The organism is Microbacterium sp. p3-SID336, from assembly GCF_025143365.1.
Taxonomy (GTDB): Bacteria; Actinomycetota; Actinomycetes; order Actinomycetales; family Microbacteriaceae; genus Microbacterium.
Window position 1 is genome coordinate 1 of the sequence record NZ_JALXPE010000082.1, and the last position, 14,327, is coordinate 14,327.

Here is a 14,327-nt window from a genome sequence, read left to right on the forward strand (position 1 = left end):
TCACGTTTCCGGTATTCGTCACCAAGAACGAGTACGTCACCGTCTGACCCACCACGAACGAAGAAGGATCAGACGGGCTCGCGGACTTCAAGATGCTCAGGGCAGGCGCGGCCTGGAGAGGCGTGGACGTACTCGACGGTTCGGACGTCAACCCTTGGCCGTCAGGTGTCGTCCCGCTGGCCGTCGCGGTATTGGCCACGATCCCGGCATCGACATCTGCTTGTGTGATCACATACGGCGATTCGGCCGTGCAGGTCTGGGTGGCAGCGCCCGCGAGGGTCGGCTGCGGACAGATCACCGTACCGATCTTGGCGTCGGCGACCGAGATCCCTGCCAGCTCGACGGCGCCGGTGTTCGTCACGTCGAAGGTGTACTGGATGGTGTCACCGGCGTCGACCAGGCCGTCGGAGTTGGCATCAACGGGTGTCGCGGCGTGCTTCACCAACGAGATCCCCGTGGGACCAGCGGTGGAGGTCGACGAGTTGTTGCCGGGCACCGGATCCTGCTCGTTCGGCGTGACCGACGCAGTATTCTGAACCACGGTGGTCGTTCCGGCAGGCACCGTCGCAGTGACGGTGTATGTCACACTGGCGCCGACCGGCGTGACACCCCCGACGCAGCGCACGATGTTACCCAAAACGGAGCACGCCGCGTCAGGGCTCGCGACATTCGTCAATGGCGATGGCACCGTGTCGTTCATGACGAAGCCGCTGGATACCCCGGGCCCGTTGTTGGTGACGGTGAGATTGTAGGTAATGGTGCCGCCATCCGGCGAGAATCCTGCAGGACCTGTCTTCACGATCGAAAGATCGGTTGGCAGGCCCGCGGAAGCAGCTCCATCGTTCGCAAAACTCGACGGTCCGTCACTGACGGCGATGAGCGTGAACGTGGGCGTGCCGGCCGGGTTCGCGAGCGCGAACTGATAGACGGTCCCTGTGTCGTTCGCGGAGAAGCCGAGATTACCGTTGCCGAAAGTCCAGGCGGCACCGAACGCAGACTCCGCTGTGACTCCGGCCGGCGCAGGGAACTTGGTTACGACGCCGGTCGTCGGGTCTGTACGCACGATCAGCGGTCCGCTTCCCGCCCCGTCGCTGATACCCCAGAGAAAGCCTTGGGCATACGTCCAGTCGGAGACGTTGGTCGGCTGGCTCAGGGTGATCGTCCGTGCCACGGCACCCGTCGCGGGATCGCGAACGATGGCTGTTGAGGTGGTGGAACTGGTCGTGTAAAGCAGCCCGTCGCTACCGAAACCACCAACGTTCTGCGTGGCCGTCGTGGCCGTTCCGACCCGGGTTGTCACACCCCCCTGACCGACGCGGACGAGCGAGCCCACCGGGTAGGCGGCATTCGTCGATGTGACGACCACTCCGTACAAGTAGTTGTCGGCCTGGTTGTACGAGATCGCGTTGTACGTGATCCCCGCAGGCGGACCCTCCGGAGTGAACACGACAGTCCCAGTGGAGTTCGTGACCGCACGGTAGAGCTGAGTGGGCGATCCCTGGGCGACGAAGACGAGCGGGGTGGCTGCGTCGAACGGATCGCCGGGCGCCGCGTGTGCGGCAGTTGTCGGCACCATGACAGCAGCGAGGAGAAGCGTCAGCAGGGTGAGGACAGCCCACGGCTTACGCCGCGTCAAAGCAAGGCGGACATCAGTCGCCGATCCCGTGGTCCGACGACGTGGTCGACCCAAGGCGTGCTGGAAGACATGGACGGAGTTCAACATGAACACTCCCGTGTGGTGCGCAGCCGTCCCGCCAGCCAGGCTGAGGTGTGAAATTAGTCGCTCAGCGTTCACCACCATCGGTGACCGCATGCCGAGCGTAGCGCATGTAATATTACTTGCATACTAGTATTCGGTAATCGTTTATCGACGCCGCCAAGCCGCCGGCAAGGCCAGGTGCAACCGGTACCGCAAAGCTCGTCCCGGCGATCGAGCCGCCCTTGAGTGAGCCCTGTACTGCGCAGACGGCCCCGCTCTCTACGGGACGGCAGGCTCCGATCCGGCACGGCTCGTCACCCTGATCCCGGAGTCAGAGCGCCGGTCTCTGACCGAGATCCCGCTCGCGGCCTCGGGGCCGTGGGACGACGCGCCCCGCGCAGACATGCGGCGGGATCGCCGCAACGGAAGCCAAAGCGGTCAGCAGCGAGGCATGACGCCACCGACACCCCTGACGCTGTGCCGCTGCTCCGCCCCACTGGGGTGGCGGAGCACCGGCTCGCTCCTCCCCCCTCACGGGCGGCGGAGAGCGCCTCCGTCCTCAGCCCTTGACGACGATGCTCACGATCTTGGGCGCCCTCACGACGACCTTCACGATCTCGCGGTCGCCGAGGGAGCGGATGACCCGCTCGTCGGCGCGGGCGAGGGCTTCGAGCTCCGCTTCGCCGATGCGGGCGGGCACCTCGAGCTGCGCGCGGACCTTGCCGCCGATCTGCACGACCGCCGTGACCGTGTCCTCCACGAGCAGCGCGGGGTCGGCCGAGCGCCAGGTGACCAGGCCGACCGAGGGCTCATGCCCGAGCATCTCCCACATCTCCTCCGCCGTGTGCGGGGCGATCAGGTCGAGCATGACGGCGATGGTCTCCGCGGCCTCGCGGACCGCGGGATCGGCGGCACCGGCCGCGCCGTCGATGGTCTTGCGCGTGACGTTGACCAGTTCCATCAGCCGCGCCACGAGCACGTTGAACTTGGTCTGCTCGACCAGCGCAGGCGCCTCGGCGAGCAGCTTGTGCGTGGCGCGGCGCAGGGCGAGATCGCCGCCGTCGAACACGACGTCGACCGGGCTCGACACCTCGTGTGCGATGCGCAGCGCGCGGGACAGGAACTTGTGGGCGCCGGTCATCGACACGTCCGCCCAGTCCTTATCGTCCTCCACCGGGCCGGAGAAGGCCAGGCCGACGCGCACGGCGTCGGCGCCGTGCGCTCCGAGCTCCTCCTCGAACAGCACCAGGTTGCCCTTGCTCTTCGACATCTTGTTGCCGTTGAGGATGACCATGCCCTGGTTGATGAGGTTCGAGAAGGGCTCGGTGAAGTCGATCAGCCCCATGTCGAACAGCACCTTGGTGATGAAGCGCGCGTACAGCAGGTGCAGGATCGCGTGCTCCACGCCGCCGATGTAGGAGTCGACGGGAGCCCAACGGTCGGCCTGCGCGGGGTCGAAGGCGACCGTGTCGCTCTGCGGCGACAGGAACCGCAGGAAGTACCACGAGCTGTCCACGAAGGTGTCCATGGTGTCGGGGTCGCGCAGTACAGGGTCGCCGGTCTCCGGGTCGGTGGTGCGCACCCAGCTCTCCGCGCCACCGAGGGGCGACGTGCCCTTCGGCGACAGGTCGAGACCCTCGACGCTGGGCAGCTTCACGGGTAGCTGCTCCTCGGACACCGGGATGATCCGGCCGTCCTCGGCGTGCAGCATCGGGATCGGGGTCCCCCAGAAGCGCTGGCGCGAGATCAGCCAGTCGCGCAGCCGGTAGTTCTTCGCCGCACGGCCGGTGCCGGAGGCCTCGAGCTGCTCGATCGCGCGGGCGATCGCGTTCCGCTTCGACAGCCCGTTCAGCGCGCCGGAGTTGATCATCCGACCCTCGCCCGTGAGGGCGATCCCGGTCGTCGCGGGATGCTGCTCGTCGAGCGTGGCACCGGCGTCGATCGGCACGCCGTCCTCGTCGACCTCGATCACCGGCATGGCGCCCGTGATCGGTGCCGTCGTGTCGACCACGACCTTCACCGGCAGGTCGAACGCGCGCGCGAAGTCGAGGTCGCGCTGGTCATGGGCGGGCACCGCCATCACGGCGCCGTGTCCGTAGTCGGCCAGCACGTAGTCGGCGGCCCACACCGGCAGCCTCTCGCCGTTCACCGGGTTGATCGCGTAGCGCTCCAGGAACACACCCGTCTTCGGACGGTCCGTGGCCTGCCGGTCGATGTCGCTCTCCTTCTGCACCTGCTCCAGGTACGCCTGGAACCGCTGCCGCACCTCGATGGGTGCCTCGGCGGCGAGCTCGGACGCCAGGTCGGAGTCGGGCGCGACCACGAAGAACGTGGCGCCGTGCAGCGTGTCAGGACGGGTGGAGAACACGGTCACGGGCTCGGCGCGACCCTCGATCACGAAGTCGACGTCGGCACCGACCGAGCGACCGATCCAGTTGCGCTGCATCTGCAGCACCTTGTGCGGCCAGAACCCCTCCAGCTGGTTCAGGTCGTCGAGCAGGCGGTCGGCGTAATCGGTGATGCGGAAGTACCACTGGGTGAGCTTCTTCTTCACGACCTCCGCGCCGCAGCGCTCGCACCGGCCGTCGATGACCTGCTCGTTGGCCAGCACGGTCTGATCGTTCGGGCACCAGTTCACCGGGCTCTTCTTGCGATACGCCAGGCCGCGCTCGTATAGCTTCAGGAACAGCCACTGGTTCCAGCGGTAGTACTCCGGGTCGGAGGTGTGCAGCACGCGGCTCCAGTCGAAGGAGACGCCGTACGTCTGGAACGCCTTCTTCTGCTGGGCGATGTTCTGATAGGTCCACTCGCGCGGGTCGGCTCCGCGCCGGATCGCGGCGTTCTCGGCGGGAAGGCCGAACGAGTCCCAGCCGATCGGGTTCAGGACGTTGTGACCGCGGTGCCGCCAGAAGCGCGCCACGATGTCCGAGTACAGGTAGTTCTCGGCGTGCCCCATGTGCAGGTCGCCCGACGGGTACGGGAACATCGCCAGCACGTACCGGCGGGGGCGGGTGTCGTCGTCGCCGCCCGTGAGGAACGTCTCGTGCTCCGCCCAGTACTTCTGCCATTTGGCCTGGATGTCGTGCGCCGAGGAGGTCTCCTCGTCGGCGGGAGCGGTGGACAGCTTCTCAGACAACGAACGCACGACCAATCTGAAGGAAGAAAAGGATCAGTTCAGGATATCGGAACGCCAGGCCACGGGCAGTTCCGCCCCCAGGGCCGCCAGGGGCGCACGGGCCTTGGTCGCGACCTCGGCGACCTCGGCCGCGGCCACCGACCGCCACGTGATGCCACCCCCGGCACCGACCGCCGCCTCCTCACCGTCGATCACGATGCTGCGGATGACCATCGCGAGGTCGACCGTGCCGTCGAGGCCGACGTGGCCGAAGCAGCCGGCGTACACGCCTCTCGCTCCACCCTCCAGCTCGTGCAGCCGGGTCATGGCCGACAGCTTCGGCGCCCCCGTCATGCTGCCGGCCGGGAACGCGGCCGTCAGCAGGGCGTCGAGCGTGGTGCCGGGTGCTGCCGTGCCGCTCACCGTGCTCACGAGCTGATGCACTGCGGGGTAGCTCTCCACCTGCCACAGCCCGTCCACGCGGATCGACCCCGGGACGCACACCTGCGAGAGGTCGTTGCGCATGAGGTCGACGATCATCACGTTCTCCGCCCGCTCTTTGACATCGCGCGCGAGCTCGTCGGCCAGGGCGGCGTCCGCGGCCGCATCGGCGCCGCGCGGTCGTGTGCCCTTGATCGGACGGGTGCGGATCACACCGCCCTCGGCGTGCAGGAACTGTTCGGGGCTGGCGCTGAGCAGCGTCCGCCCGCCGATGCGGAGGAACCCACCGTGATGCGCGGGTGTCGCCGCCCGAAGCCTCCGGTAGACCTCCACCCCATCGTGACCTCCCGGCACGGTGAACCGGGTCGTGAGGCACAGCTGATAGGCGATGCCGGCGCGGATGAGCTCGCGGCAGCGCTCGATGAGCGCCGCATATGCCGCGGGACTGTGGCGCGCGTGCACACGGGGACTGCTCGCGAAGCCCTCGGCGACAGGTACTTCGGCGACAGACCCTTCGGCGGCAGCCCCTTCGGCGGCAGCCCCTTCGGCGGCAGGCCCTTCGGCAGCAGCCCCCTCGGCGGCGCCCTCGGCGGCAGCCCCCTCGGCGGCAGGCCCTTCGGCAGCAGCCCCGTCGGCGGCAGGTCCTTCGGCGGCCGCGACGAGGTCGTCAGCCCAGCGGTCCGCGTCGCCGGTGCGCCCCAGCGGGTCCAGCGCCCACAGGCGCCGCGTCGCGTGGTCGTACGCCAGGGCCTGCGTAACCCGCAGCCAGCTCTCCCCCGCGGCACCATCCGCGGCGACCGGCGCCCCGGCCGCCGCTGCTCCCGTCTCGTAGTCGCACCACCCGACCCAGCCGCCGCGGAACGGCGGGAGCTCCGGCGCGGGCGCAGCGGCGTCGAGCCGCACGTGCCCCGGCCGCGACGCGGGCACGCCCGTGCCAAGCACGCTCCACCCGGTCGTCGCATCGTCGCCCGCATCCAGCCAGAACACCTCATCGTGCCGGGCGGCGAGCACCGCGAACAGCCGCGCGGGCGACACCGCGGACGGCAGCGCTCGGGGGGCGAGGGGGTCGGGCACCTTTCCAGCCTAGGACCGGGGCGCTCCCGTATTCTCATGGGGTGGACGACCTCCTGCTCTGGCTCCTCGACACCGTGCAGTCGATCGATCCCGTCACGCGCACTCTGGTCGCAGGCCTCGCCGTGATGCTGGAGACCAGCATCCTCATCGGCCTGATCGTCCCCGGCGATACCGTCGTCATCATCGCGTCCATGGGGGTCGCCTCCCCGGTCGAGGGCATCGCGATGGGCCTCGCCGTCGTGGTCGGCGCCCTGATCGGCGAGAGCATCGGCTTCTGGCTCGGACGATGGCTCGGCCCGCACATCCGCGCCTCCTGGCTCGGGCGGCGGATCGGCGAGCACAACTGGGTCCGCGCGGAGAACTATCTCGCCCGGCGCGGCGGTATCGCGATCTTCCTCTCCCGCTTCCTTCCCGTCCTGCACTCGCTCGTGCCGCTCACGGTCGGCATGAGCGAGTACCCGTATCGGCGGTTCCTGGCCTGGACCACGCCCGCATGCATCCTGTGGGCGTCGGCGTATGTGAGCGTCACGTCGCTCGCGGCGGGGAGCTTCCGCGAGCTCGTCGATCGGGTGCACTTCGCGGGATACATCTTCGTGGGCGTGATCGCCCTCTTCCTGGTCCTCATCTACTTCGGCAAGAAGCTGCTGCACCGCCTGGAGGCGCGTCATCTGGAGGTTCCGGCGGCGGATGCCGACGCCGACGTGAAAGACTGAGGCAATGGCCTCCCCCCACCCGGCGCCCAGGATCCACTGGTTCGCGCGGCTCGAACATCGCCTCCATGTGTGGCGTGAGGGCCGAGCGCGCCGACGCGGGCGCAGCGCGACCGTGCTGCCGTTCCCCGGCTACGGCGGGCCCGGATGGGTGCGCGTGCTCGGCAGGGTCCTGATCGTGCCGCCCCAGCGGAACAACCGCGACGGCGAGCCCGCGAGCATCCGCGGCTGGCGCAGCTTCGTCGGCATCCCGGTCGGGTTCGCGTCCGTGAGCGTGCAGGTGGGCGACAGCACGCATCGGGTGGTCGCCGATCGCGGCGGCGTGGTCGACGCCGTGATCCGCGCAGAGCTGGAGCCGGGCTGGCAGACGTTCACGATCTCGGCCGAGGGCCAGGAGCCGGTCGAGGCACGAGCTTTCATCGTGGCGGAGAGCACCCGGTTCGGCGTGGTCTCCGATGTGGACGACACCGTCATGGTGACCGCGCTTCCCCGCCCGTTCATCGCCTTCTGGAACTCGTTCGTGGTGGATGAACACGCCCGCATCCCCGTCCCCGGCATGGCGGTGCTGCTCGATCAGCTGCTGCGACAGCACCCCGGCGCGCCGATGGTGTACCTGTCGACCGGCGCGTGGAACGTCGCGCCGACCCTCTCCCGCTTCCTCGGCCGGCATCTGTTCCCCGCGGGGTCACTCCTGCTCACCGATTGGGGCCCCACGCACGACCGCTGGTTCCGCAGCGGTCGGGAGCACAAGCTGACCAACCTGCGGCGCCTCGCTGCGGAGTTCCCTGAGGTGAAGTGGCTCCTGATCGGCGACGACGGCCAGCACGACGAGGCCATCTACACGCAGTTCCAGGAGGAGCACCCCGACGCGGTCGCCGGTGTGGCCATCCGTCGTCTGCTTCCGGCCGAGGCCGTGCTGGCCGGTGGCCGCGCCGAGATGGAGTCGCACGAGGCCGATGTGGTGCCGTGGGTGAGCGCGGAGGACGGCGCCGGTCTGCACGACAAGCTCAGCGACGTGGGCATCCTGCACTGACATGGCCCTCTCGCGCACGGAGTGGCTCGACCGGGAGCGAGCGCATCAGGAGCGGGCGGATGCGCTGACCGCCGACCACCGCGATCGCGCCGCCCGCGGGGAGAAGCACCCGGTGTTCGACTTCCTCTTCACCTACTACGCCTACAAGCCCGCGCAGCTGCGGCGATGGCACCCCGGTGCCGGTGTCGAACTGCTTGACGCGCCGGAACGCGCGAGCTGGCGGTGGTACTCCCCCGGCTCGTCCGCGGACGCCGTGGTGCCGGACCCTGCCCGCTACGCGGCGGAGAAGCCCGAGCTCGCGGGTCTGGTCGAGCGGATGCTGCGGCGCACGGCCGCGCGGCCCGCGCAGTTCGGGTGCTTCGGCCTGCACGAGTGGGCGATGGTCTACCGCGCGCAGGAGCACCGTCACCCGGTACCCCTGCGCCTCGGGCGGGACGGCACCGACGCCGTCGTCGAGGCGCACGACCTGCGCTGCACGCACTTCGACGCGTTCCGCTTCTTCACCCCCGACGCGGTGCCGCGCAACCGGAGTGCGCTGACCAGGGACGAGCAGCCCTTCGTCGAGCAGCCGGGGTGTCTGCACGCGGGCATGGACCTGTACAAATGGGCGATGAAGCTCGGCCCGCTCGTTCCGGGAGAGCTGCTGCTCGACACGTTCGAGCTGGCCCGGGACATCCGTCTGCTCGACATGCAGGCCGCCCCCTACGACCTCTCGGCCTGGGGCCTGGAGCCCGTGCCGATCGAGACCGCCGAGGGCAAGGCCGAGTACGTGCGCCGTCAGCGCGTCTTCGCGGAGCGCGGCGCCGCCCTCCGTTCCGCCCTGCTCGACGCGTGGCTCGGCGAGGGGCGCAGCGCGGCCGCGTGAGTCAGCCGGCGGGCGTGCAGTCGCCGCACACGCTCCAGCGCGCCGTGCTCGCCGCGAGCTCGAGCCGCAGGGCGAGCACCCGCGTCGCCGCCTCCTGGAGCCGCGCGGCCGGCACCGTGCCCGACTCCACCGCGGTGGCGATCCCGGCTGCCATGGCGCCCGCGGTCTGCGCGTCCGATCCCGCGACCATCAGCAGCAGGTCGCTTCCGGCGGCGAGGGCGGCGACGGCGTTCGCGACAGGATCGGCGAACGCCGGATCGCCGGAGGACAGCAGCATGCCCAGGTCGTCGGTGACCGCGACGCCGTCGAAGCCGAGCTCGTCCCTCGCGATCGCGTGCCACGTCGGAGACAGAGACGCCGGAAGAGGGTCGACCGCGGTGTAGGCGAGGTGGCCGAACATGAGCAGCGACGCACCCGCCTCGATGCCGGTCGCGAACGGCACCGCGTCCCCTGCGCGCCACTCGTCCAGTGAGAGCGCCGTGCTCGGGATGCCGCGGTGCGAGTCTCCCGGGGCGGCACCATGACCGGGGAAGTGCTTCAGCGTCGACGCCAGGAACTGCTCCTGTGCGATGGTCGCGGCGGCCGTCCGCTCCGCCGCGCTCGCGGGGTCTGCGCCGAGGGCTCTGCCGTAGATGAAGGAGCCACGGTCGGCGGTCACGTCTGCCACCGTGCCGAAGTCCACGGTGATGCCCGCCCTGGCCACGAGCGCGCCCCGTGCCGTGAACGCCGCCGCCGTGTCCTCGACCGGCCGCTCCTTCAGCGTCGTGGAGGCCGGGAAGTCGTCGCCGTGCAGCCGCGACACCAGGCCGCCCTCCTGGTCCACCGCGACCAGCGGCGGCAGCGCCGGATCCACGGTCATGGCGGCGGTCAGCGCCTGCAGCTCCGGCTCGGTCGCGGGGATGTTCGTCCCCATCAGGATGAATCCTCCGAAGCCGGCCTGCATGTACGCCTGAACGGCCGCGGGATCGGTGCCGCCGATGTGACCCATCACGACGGAGGACGCCTGCTCGGCGACCGTCATGTCCGCCACCAGAGACGCGGCCGTCGCCTCGAGGTCGTTCGGGGCCGTGGCCGCAGCTTCCGCGGATGAGATCGTCGACGAGGGCGAGGGCGAGGGCGAGGGCGAGGGCGAGGGTGTCGACGCGGACTGTGCGGCGGCGGGCACGGCGCACGCCGCGGAGACGAGGACGAGCGCCAGCGCCGCCGCGGTGCGCCGCGGAGCGCGGAGTCCTGCCCTCATTCCGTCAGCCCGCGAGCGCCTCGGCGATCGGCAGCGAGGACTCCGCGTCGCCGTTGCCGAAGCGGATGGTGCGACCGATCGTGCCCGGATTCGCCAGGGCCGCGACGATCACCGCGGCGACATCGGCGCGGGAGACCGCCCCCTTCCCCTCGGGGTCGATGCGGATACGGCCCGTCGGGTCGTCGAAGGTCAGGGAGCCGGGGCCGAGGATGGTACCGGCGAGGCTGGAGGCGCGCAGGTGCTCGTCCGCCGCCCACTTCGCATCGGCATACGGGAAGAACGAGTCGTCCTCCGGCACGCCGTGCTCTGCGGTGGACCCGATCCAGGAGACCATGACATAACGCTGCACCCCGGCCTGTTCGGCAGCGTCCACCGAGCGCTGCGCCGCGTCACGGTCGACGGCGTACGTGCGCGCAGGATCACCGCCGCCGGCACCCGCAGACCACACGACGGCATCGTGTCCGCGGATGATGTCGGCGAGGGCCTCGGTATCCATGCGCTCGACGTCTGCGACCAGCGCCGAGGCTCCGGCGGCCTCGACATCGGCGGCGTGGTCGGGGTTGCGGATCACCCCGGTGACCTCGTCGCCGCGCGCGGCGAGCAGGGAGGCGAGCAGCAGGGCGATGCGACCGTGGCCGCCGAAGACGATGACGCGCGACATGGCTCCAGCCTACGCGCCGGCTGTCCTCACCGCGGGGTCTGGGTGCTATCGATCACGAAGGCCTGCGGGTGGCTCGGGAGGTAGCGCACGACCACCGGGGCGCCGCTGGGGAGGTACGCGTCGCGATCGGGGTACACCGCCGGCGTGAAGAAGTTGCTCTCCAGCGTGTACTCCACGCCTTCGGCCGTGGTGAACGTGACCCAGTCGCCGTCGATGGTGGCGGTGGTGGGCCTGCCGTTGTCGTAGATGTACGCCCGTGTCACGGGCATGCCCGTGAGGCTGAGGATCCCGATCACGAGGCACCCGAGCATCACGATGGCGAGGGTGCGGAACACCACCCGTCGGACGGTGTCGAGCACACCGCCCCGCGGTCGCGACTCCGGCGAGAGCAGGCCCTCGCGCTCACGGACAGCCCGCAGCGCTCCGCCCGGCGCCGCTCCACGCGCCGACATCGCGAACAGGCCGAGGATCGAGAAGCCGGCGATGAACACCATGGCGTAGCCGTGCGAGGCGGGGAAGTTCACCAGCCAGATCAGCGTGTCGAGCGGATTCATCGGCCCTCCTCCTTCTCGATCGTCACCGCGACGGTGTGCGGATCCTCCCGCCGGTAGAAGGCCCAGATCGGCGAGCCGACCTGCAGGCGGGACACCGCCTGGGGGTACACGAACACCGTGGTGTCCGCCTCCCAGGTCGCGGCGCCCTCGGGAGCCATCAGCACCTTCAGCGCCAGCTCGCTCTGCCCCTCGCGGCGCCGTCCGGTCGGTCGCACCTCGAGCACGGAGGCCGGCACCTGGGTGCCCGTCGTGCGCGCTCTGACCTGCGCCGGATCGATCAGCCCGCGGTCGATGCGCCACTGCAGCAACGACTCCCGGACGGCGGGGTCGGTCGCATCGGCGAGCTCCACGGTGTCCTGATCACTGAGGCTGTAGCGCACGGGCACGGGTTGACCGACCTGCAGGGCGGAGAAGTCCGCGGCGTCGAGCAGCATGCGGAGCTGGCCGACGAAGTCGTCGCCGTCACGGGGGCTCACGCGGATGAACAGGTCGTACTGCGGCACGTCGTTCACGGTCATGCCGGTGCGGGAGATCTCGACGATCGTGCCCACGCCGATCTGCGCCTCCCCGCGGACCTTCTTCCGCCGGCCGAGTCCCGACATCGTGCCGCCGAAGGTGAGCAGCAGTCCCCACGCGACGCCGATGATGATCGGGCCGCCGAGCGTGTCCTCCCCCGCGAACGGCAGCACGGAGTGGCGCTGGTCCACCCCGAACAGCCCTTCGCCGACCCAGACCAGGAGCCACGCGGACAGCAGCAGCCAGACGACGGTGAAGACGATGCGCAGCATGATCTTCAGCGTATCGAGGAGCCGCGTCGACACACGATCGCCCGGCGCCCGGGCGTGGCTCAGGCCGAGGCGATCGCTGCCCCGGCGGAGGCGAGGGCGCGCTGCACGCCCTTCGCGGCCGAGCGGCCCGCCCGGTTCGCGCCGATCGTGCTCGCCGAAGGTCCGTAGCCGACGAGCTGCACACGCGGATCCGCGAGGGCCGTGGTCCCGCGACCGTCGCGGTCGAGGCGGATGCCGCCGGCTGCGCTGCGCAGGTGCAGCGGGGCGAGGTGTCCGATGGCCGGACGGAAGCCGGTCGCCCACAGGATCACGTCGACGCGTTCGAACGAGCCGTCCGCCCACCGCACGCCGTCCGGCTCGATGCGCTGGAACAGCGGGCGCCGCGCCGCGTAGGCCCCGAGCCGTTCGGCCTCCCGCTCCTGCGGTCGCAGCATCAGCCCGGTCACGCTCACCACGCTCTGCGGGGGAAGGCCCGCGGCGACCCGCTTCTCGACGAGGGCGACGGCGGCCGCTCCCGCTTCCGGGGTGAAGTCGTCGTTACGCCACACGGGCGGCCTCCGCGTGACCCAGAGGGTGTCCGTGATCGGCGCCAGGGCCCCGAGGAACTGCACGGCGGACGCGCCGCCGCCGACCACGAGCACGCGCTTGCCGACGAAGTGCTCGGGCCCCGGGTAGTCCACGGTGTGCAGCTGCTCGCCCAGGAACGTCTCCATGCCGGGGAAGTGCGGCAGGAACGGGTGGCTCCAGGTCCCGGTCGCATTCACGAGCGTCCGCGTCGTCCACTCCCCCTCCGGCGCCTCGACCACGAGCAGTCCGCCCTCGTCGTGCACGCGGCGCACATGCACGGGCCGCAGCACCGGGAGGTCGTGCACGCGTTCGTAGGCGGCGAAGTACTCGGGCACTGCGACGTTCGCGCGGCGTCGGTCGCGCGCGGGCGGGGTGTCGCCCGGGAGCTCGGCGACACCGTGCACGTCCTGCATCGTGAGGGCATCCCAGCGGTGCTGCCAGGCACCACCCGGCCGCTCATCCGCGTCCAGCACGACATGCTCGATGCCGAGCCGCTTCAGGTGGAACGACGCGGAGAGACCGGCCTGGCCCGCGCCGATCACGAGGCTGTCGAGGATGCTCACGCTGAATCGAACGCCCGCGCTCGCGCGGTTGTTCCGCCGCCCGCGACGCGCCCGGGCGCGGTGCCCCGATTGGTGCTCCCGCGGATTCGTGTAGTAACGTATTCACGTTGCCCGGGCTTCTCCGGACAGCGTCTGGGCCTGTGGCGCAGCTGGTAGCGCACCTGCATGGCATGCAGGGGGTCAGGGGTTCGAGTCCCCTCAGGTCCACCGAGAGAATCCCGCGAGAGATCGCGGGATTTCTTGTTTCTCCCGTCTCGGCCGAGGCGGTGCGGGGAGCCATCGAGGATCGCGTGAGCGGGGCCGGTAGGCTTCCGGGATGACCCCCGCCCCGACCTTCGACCAGGCGGCCTGGGACGCGCAGGCGCGACGCGCTTCGCGACGTCGCGTGACGAAGATCGTCCTCATCGTCGCCGCGGTGACGCTCGTGCTGTTCTACGGCCTGCGCGTCGGCTGGCTGTTCATGATGGCGGATGAGGGCGACGTCCCTCCGATCTCGGCGATTCCGCTTCCCCCTGACGCGGAGGTGATCAGCGAGAGCGAGAGCTGCGGAAGCGGCGGGTGCTCCGTCACCTACACCGTCCGCCCGCCTGTGGGCCAGGCCCCGGATGGACTCGCCGCGGAGATGGGCGCGACACCGCAGCTGACGGTGCCAGGCAACCTATGGGACCCGCGCACCGTCTGGGTGCACGCTTACCCGTCGCCGAGCACCCTGAAACTCGTCGCCGACTACACCTCGGGCGAGTGGGTGCCGTGATCCGTGCGCTAGCGCGACGCGCGCCCGTCGTCAACCGACTCCCCCGGGGCGGAGTCGGCGCGTAGACAGGAGCGCATCCGACGACGAAAGGATGCGACCATGTCCAACCCGACTCCCCCGATCCCGCCCGTCCCGCCGTTCGCGGGGGGCGACGAGGAAGACGTCCCCACCCGCGAGGTCGACGGCGAACGCGTGCTCGACGAGGATGCCGACGACGCGCAGGTCGACAGCGCCGAGGCCGACCGCGCGGCTGCGGCCGGCGA

At 70.3% G+C, this 14,327-nt stretch carries 12 protein-coding genes and 1 tRNA gene; 5 read left to right on the forward strand and 8 right to left on the reverse strand.

What is annotated here, in order from left to right:
• The 3 genes from M3C17_RS17555 to M3C17_RS17565 form a co-directional block, all read right to left on the reverse strand.
• Positions 1 to 1,723 (reverse strand): DUF11 domain-containing protein (locus M3C17_RS17555; RefSeq protein ID WP_259979293.1); only part of this gene is annotated, 1,723 nt, incomplete at its 3' end.
• A gap of 535 nt (positions 1,724 to 2,258) precedes the next feature.
• Positions 2,259 to 4,835 (reverse strand): leucine--tRNA ligase, encoded by a 2,577-nt coding sequence (gene leuS / locus M3C17_RS17560; RefSeq protein WP_259979294.1) that lies wholly within the window; start codon positions 4,833 to 4,835, stop codon positions 2,259 to 2,261.
• Positions 4,836 to 4,868: 33 nt separating this feature from the next.
• On the reverse strand, positions 4,869 to 6,197 hold the full coding sequence (locus M3C17_RS17565; RefSeq protein WP_396820468.1) for an anthranilate synthase component I family protein: 1,329 nt from the start codon (positions 6,195 to 6,197) through the stop codon (positions 4,869 to 4,871).
• 173 nt (positions 6,198 to 6,370) lie between these two features.
• Here M3C17_RS17565 and M3C17_RS17570 point away from each other — a divergent pair, with 173 nt between their 5' ends.
• The 3 genes from M3C17_RS17570 to M3C17_RS17580 are packed head-to-tail and all read left to right on the forward strand — an operon-like array spanning position 6,371 to position 8,937.
• Positions 6,371 to 7,042 carry a DedA family protein gene (locus M3C17_RS17570; protein WP_259979296.1) on the forward strand — a complete coding sequence of 224 codons (672 nt, stop codon included), beginning with the start codon at positions 6,371 to 6,373 and terminating at the stop codon, positions 7,040 to 7,042.
• Positions 7,043 to 7,046: 4 nt separating this feature from the next.
• The gene (locus tag M3C17_RS17575; protein ID WP_259979299.1) at positions 7,047 to 8,072 is read left to right on the forward strand and encodes an App1 family protein; all 1,026 of its coding nucleotides are present in this window, start codon (positions 7,047 to 7,049) and stop codon (positions 8,070 to 8,072) included.
• Between the two features lies 1 nt (position 8,073).
• Positions 8,074 to 8,937 (forward strand): 3-methyladenine DNA glycosylase, encoded by an 864-nt coding sequence (locus M3C17_RS17580; protein ID WP_259979300.1) that lies wholly within the window; start codon positions 8,074 to 8,076, stop codon positions 8,935 to 8,937.
• Between the two features lies 1 nt (position 8,938).
• On the opposite strand, the gene M3C17_RS17585 is transcribed toward M3C17_RS17580, so the two are convergent.
• The 5 genes from M3C17_RS17585 to M3C17_RS17605 are packed head-to-tail and all read right to left on the reverse strand — an operon-like array spanning position 8,939 to position 13,310.
• Positions 8,939 to 10,177 (reverse strand): glycoside hydrolase family 3 N-terminal domain-containing protein, encoded by a 1,239-nt coding sequence (locus tag M3C17_RS17585; RefSeq protein ID WP_259979301.1) that lies wholly within the window; start codon positions 10,175 to 10,177, stop codon positions 8,939 to 8,941.
• Positions 10,178 to 10,181: 4 nt separating this feature from the next.
• Positions 10,182 to 10,838: an SDR family oxidoreductase gene (locus M3C17_RS17590; protein WP_259979302.1), complete on the reverse strand. Its 657-nt coding sequence runs from the start codon at positions 10,836 to 10,838 to the stop codon at positions 10,182 to 10,184.
• 26 nt (positions 10,839 to 10,864) lie between these two features.
• Positions 10,865 to 11,392 (reverse strand): hypothetical protein, encoded by a 528-nt coding sequence (locus M3C17_RS17595; RefSeq protein WP_259979303.1) that lies wholly within the window; start codon positions 11,390 to 11,392, stop codon positions 10,865 to 10,867.
• On the reverse strand, positions 11,389 to 12,180 hold the full coding sequence (locus M3C17_RS17600) for a DUF3592 domain-containing protein (RefSeq protein WP_259979304.1): 792 nt from the start codon (positions 12,178 to 12,180) through the stop codon (positions 11,389 to 11,391). Before M3C17_RS17600 ends, M3C17_RS17595 begins: the two co-directional genes overlap by 4 nt.
• Positions 12,181 to 12,239: 59 nt before the next feature.
• A complete protein-coding gene (locus M3C17_RS17605; protein ID WP_259979305.1) occupies positions 12,240 to 13,310 on the reverse strand; it encodes an NAD(P)/FAD-dependent oxidoreductase in 1,071 nt (356 codons plus the stop codon).
• Between the two features lie 134 nt (positions 13,311 to 13,444).
• Here M3C17_RS17605 and M3C17_RS17610 point away from each other — a divergent pair.
• Positions 13,445 to 13,517, forward strand: a tRNA-Ala gene (locus M3C17_RS17610).
• 109 nt (positions 13,518 to 13,626) lie between these two features.
• Positions 13,627 to 14,064 (forward strand): hypothetical protein, encoded by a 438-nt coding sequence (locus tag M3C17_RS17615; protein WP_259979306.1) that lies wholly within the window; start codon positions 13,627 to 13,629, stop codon positions 14,062 to 14,064.
• Positions 14,065 to 14,327 lie beyond the last annotated feature (263 nt).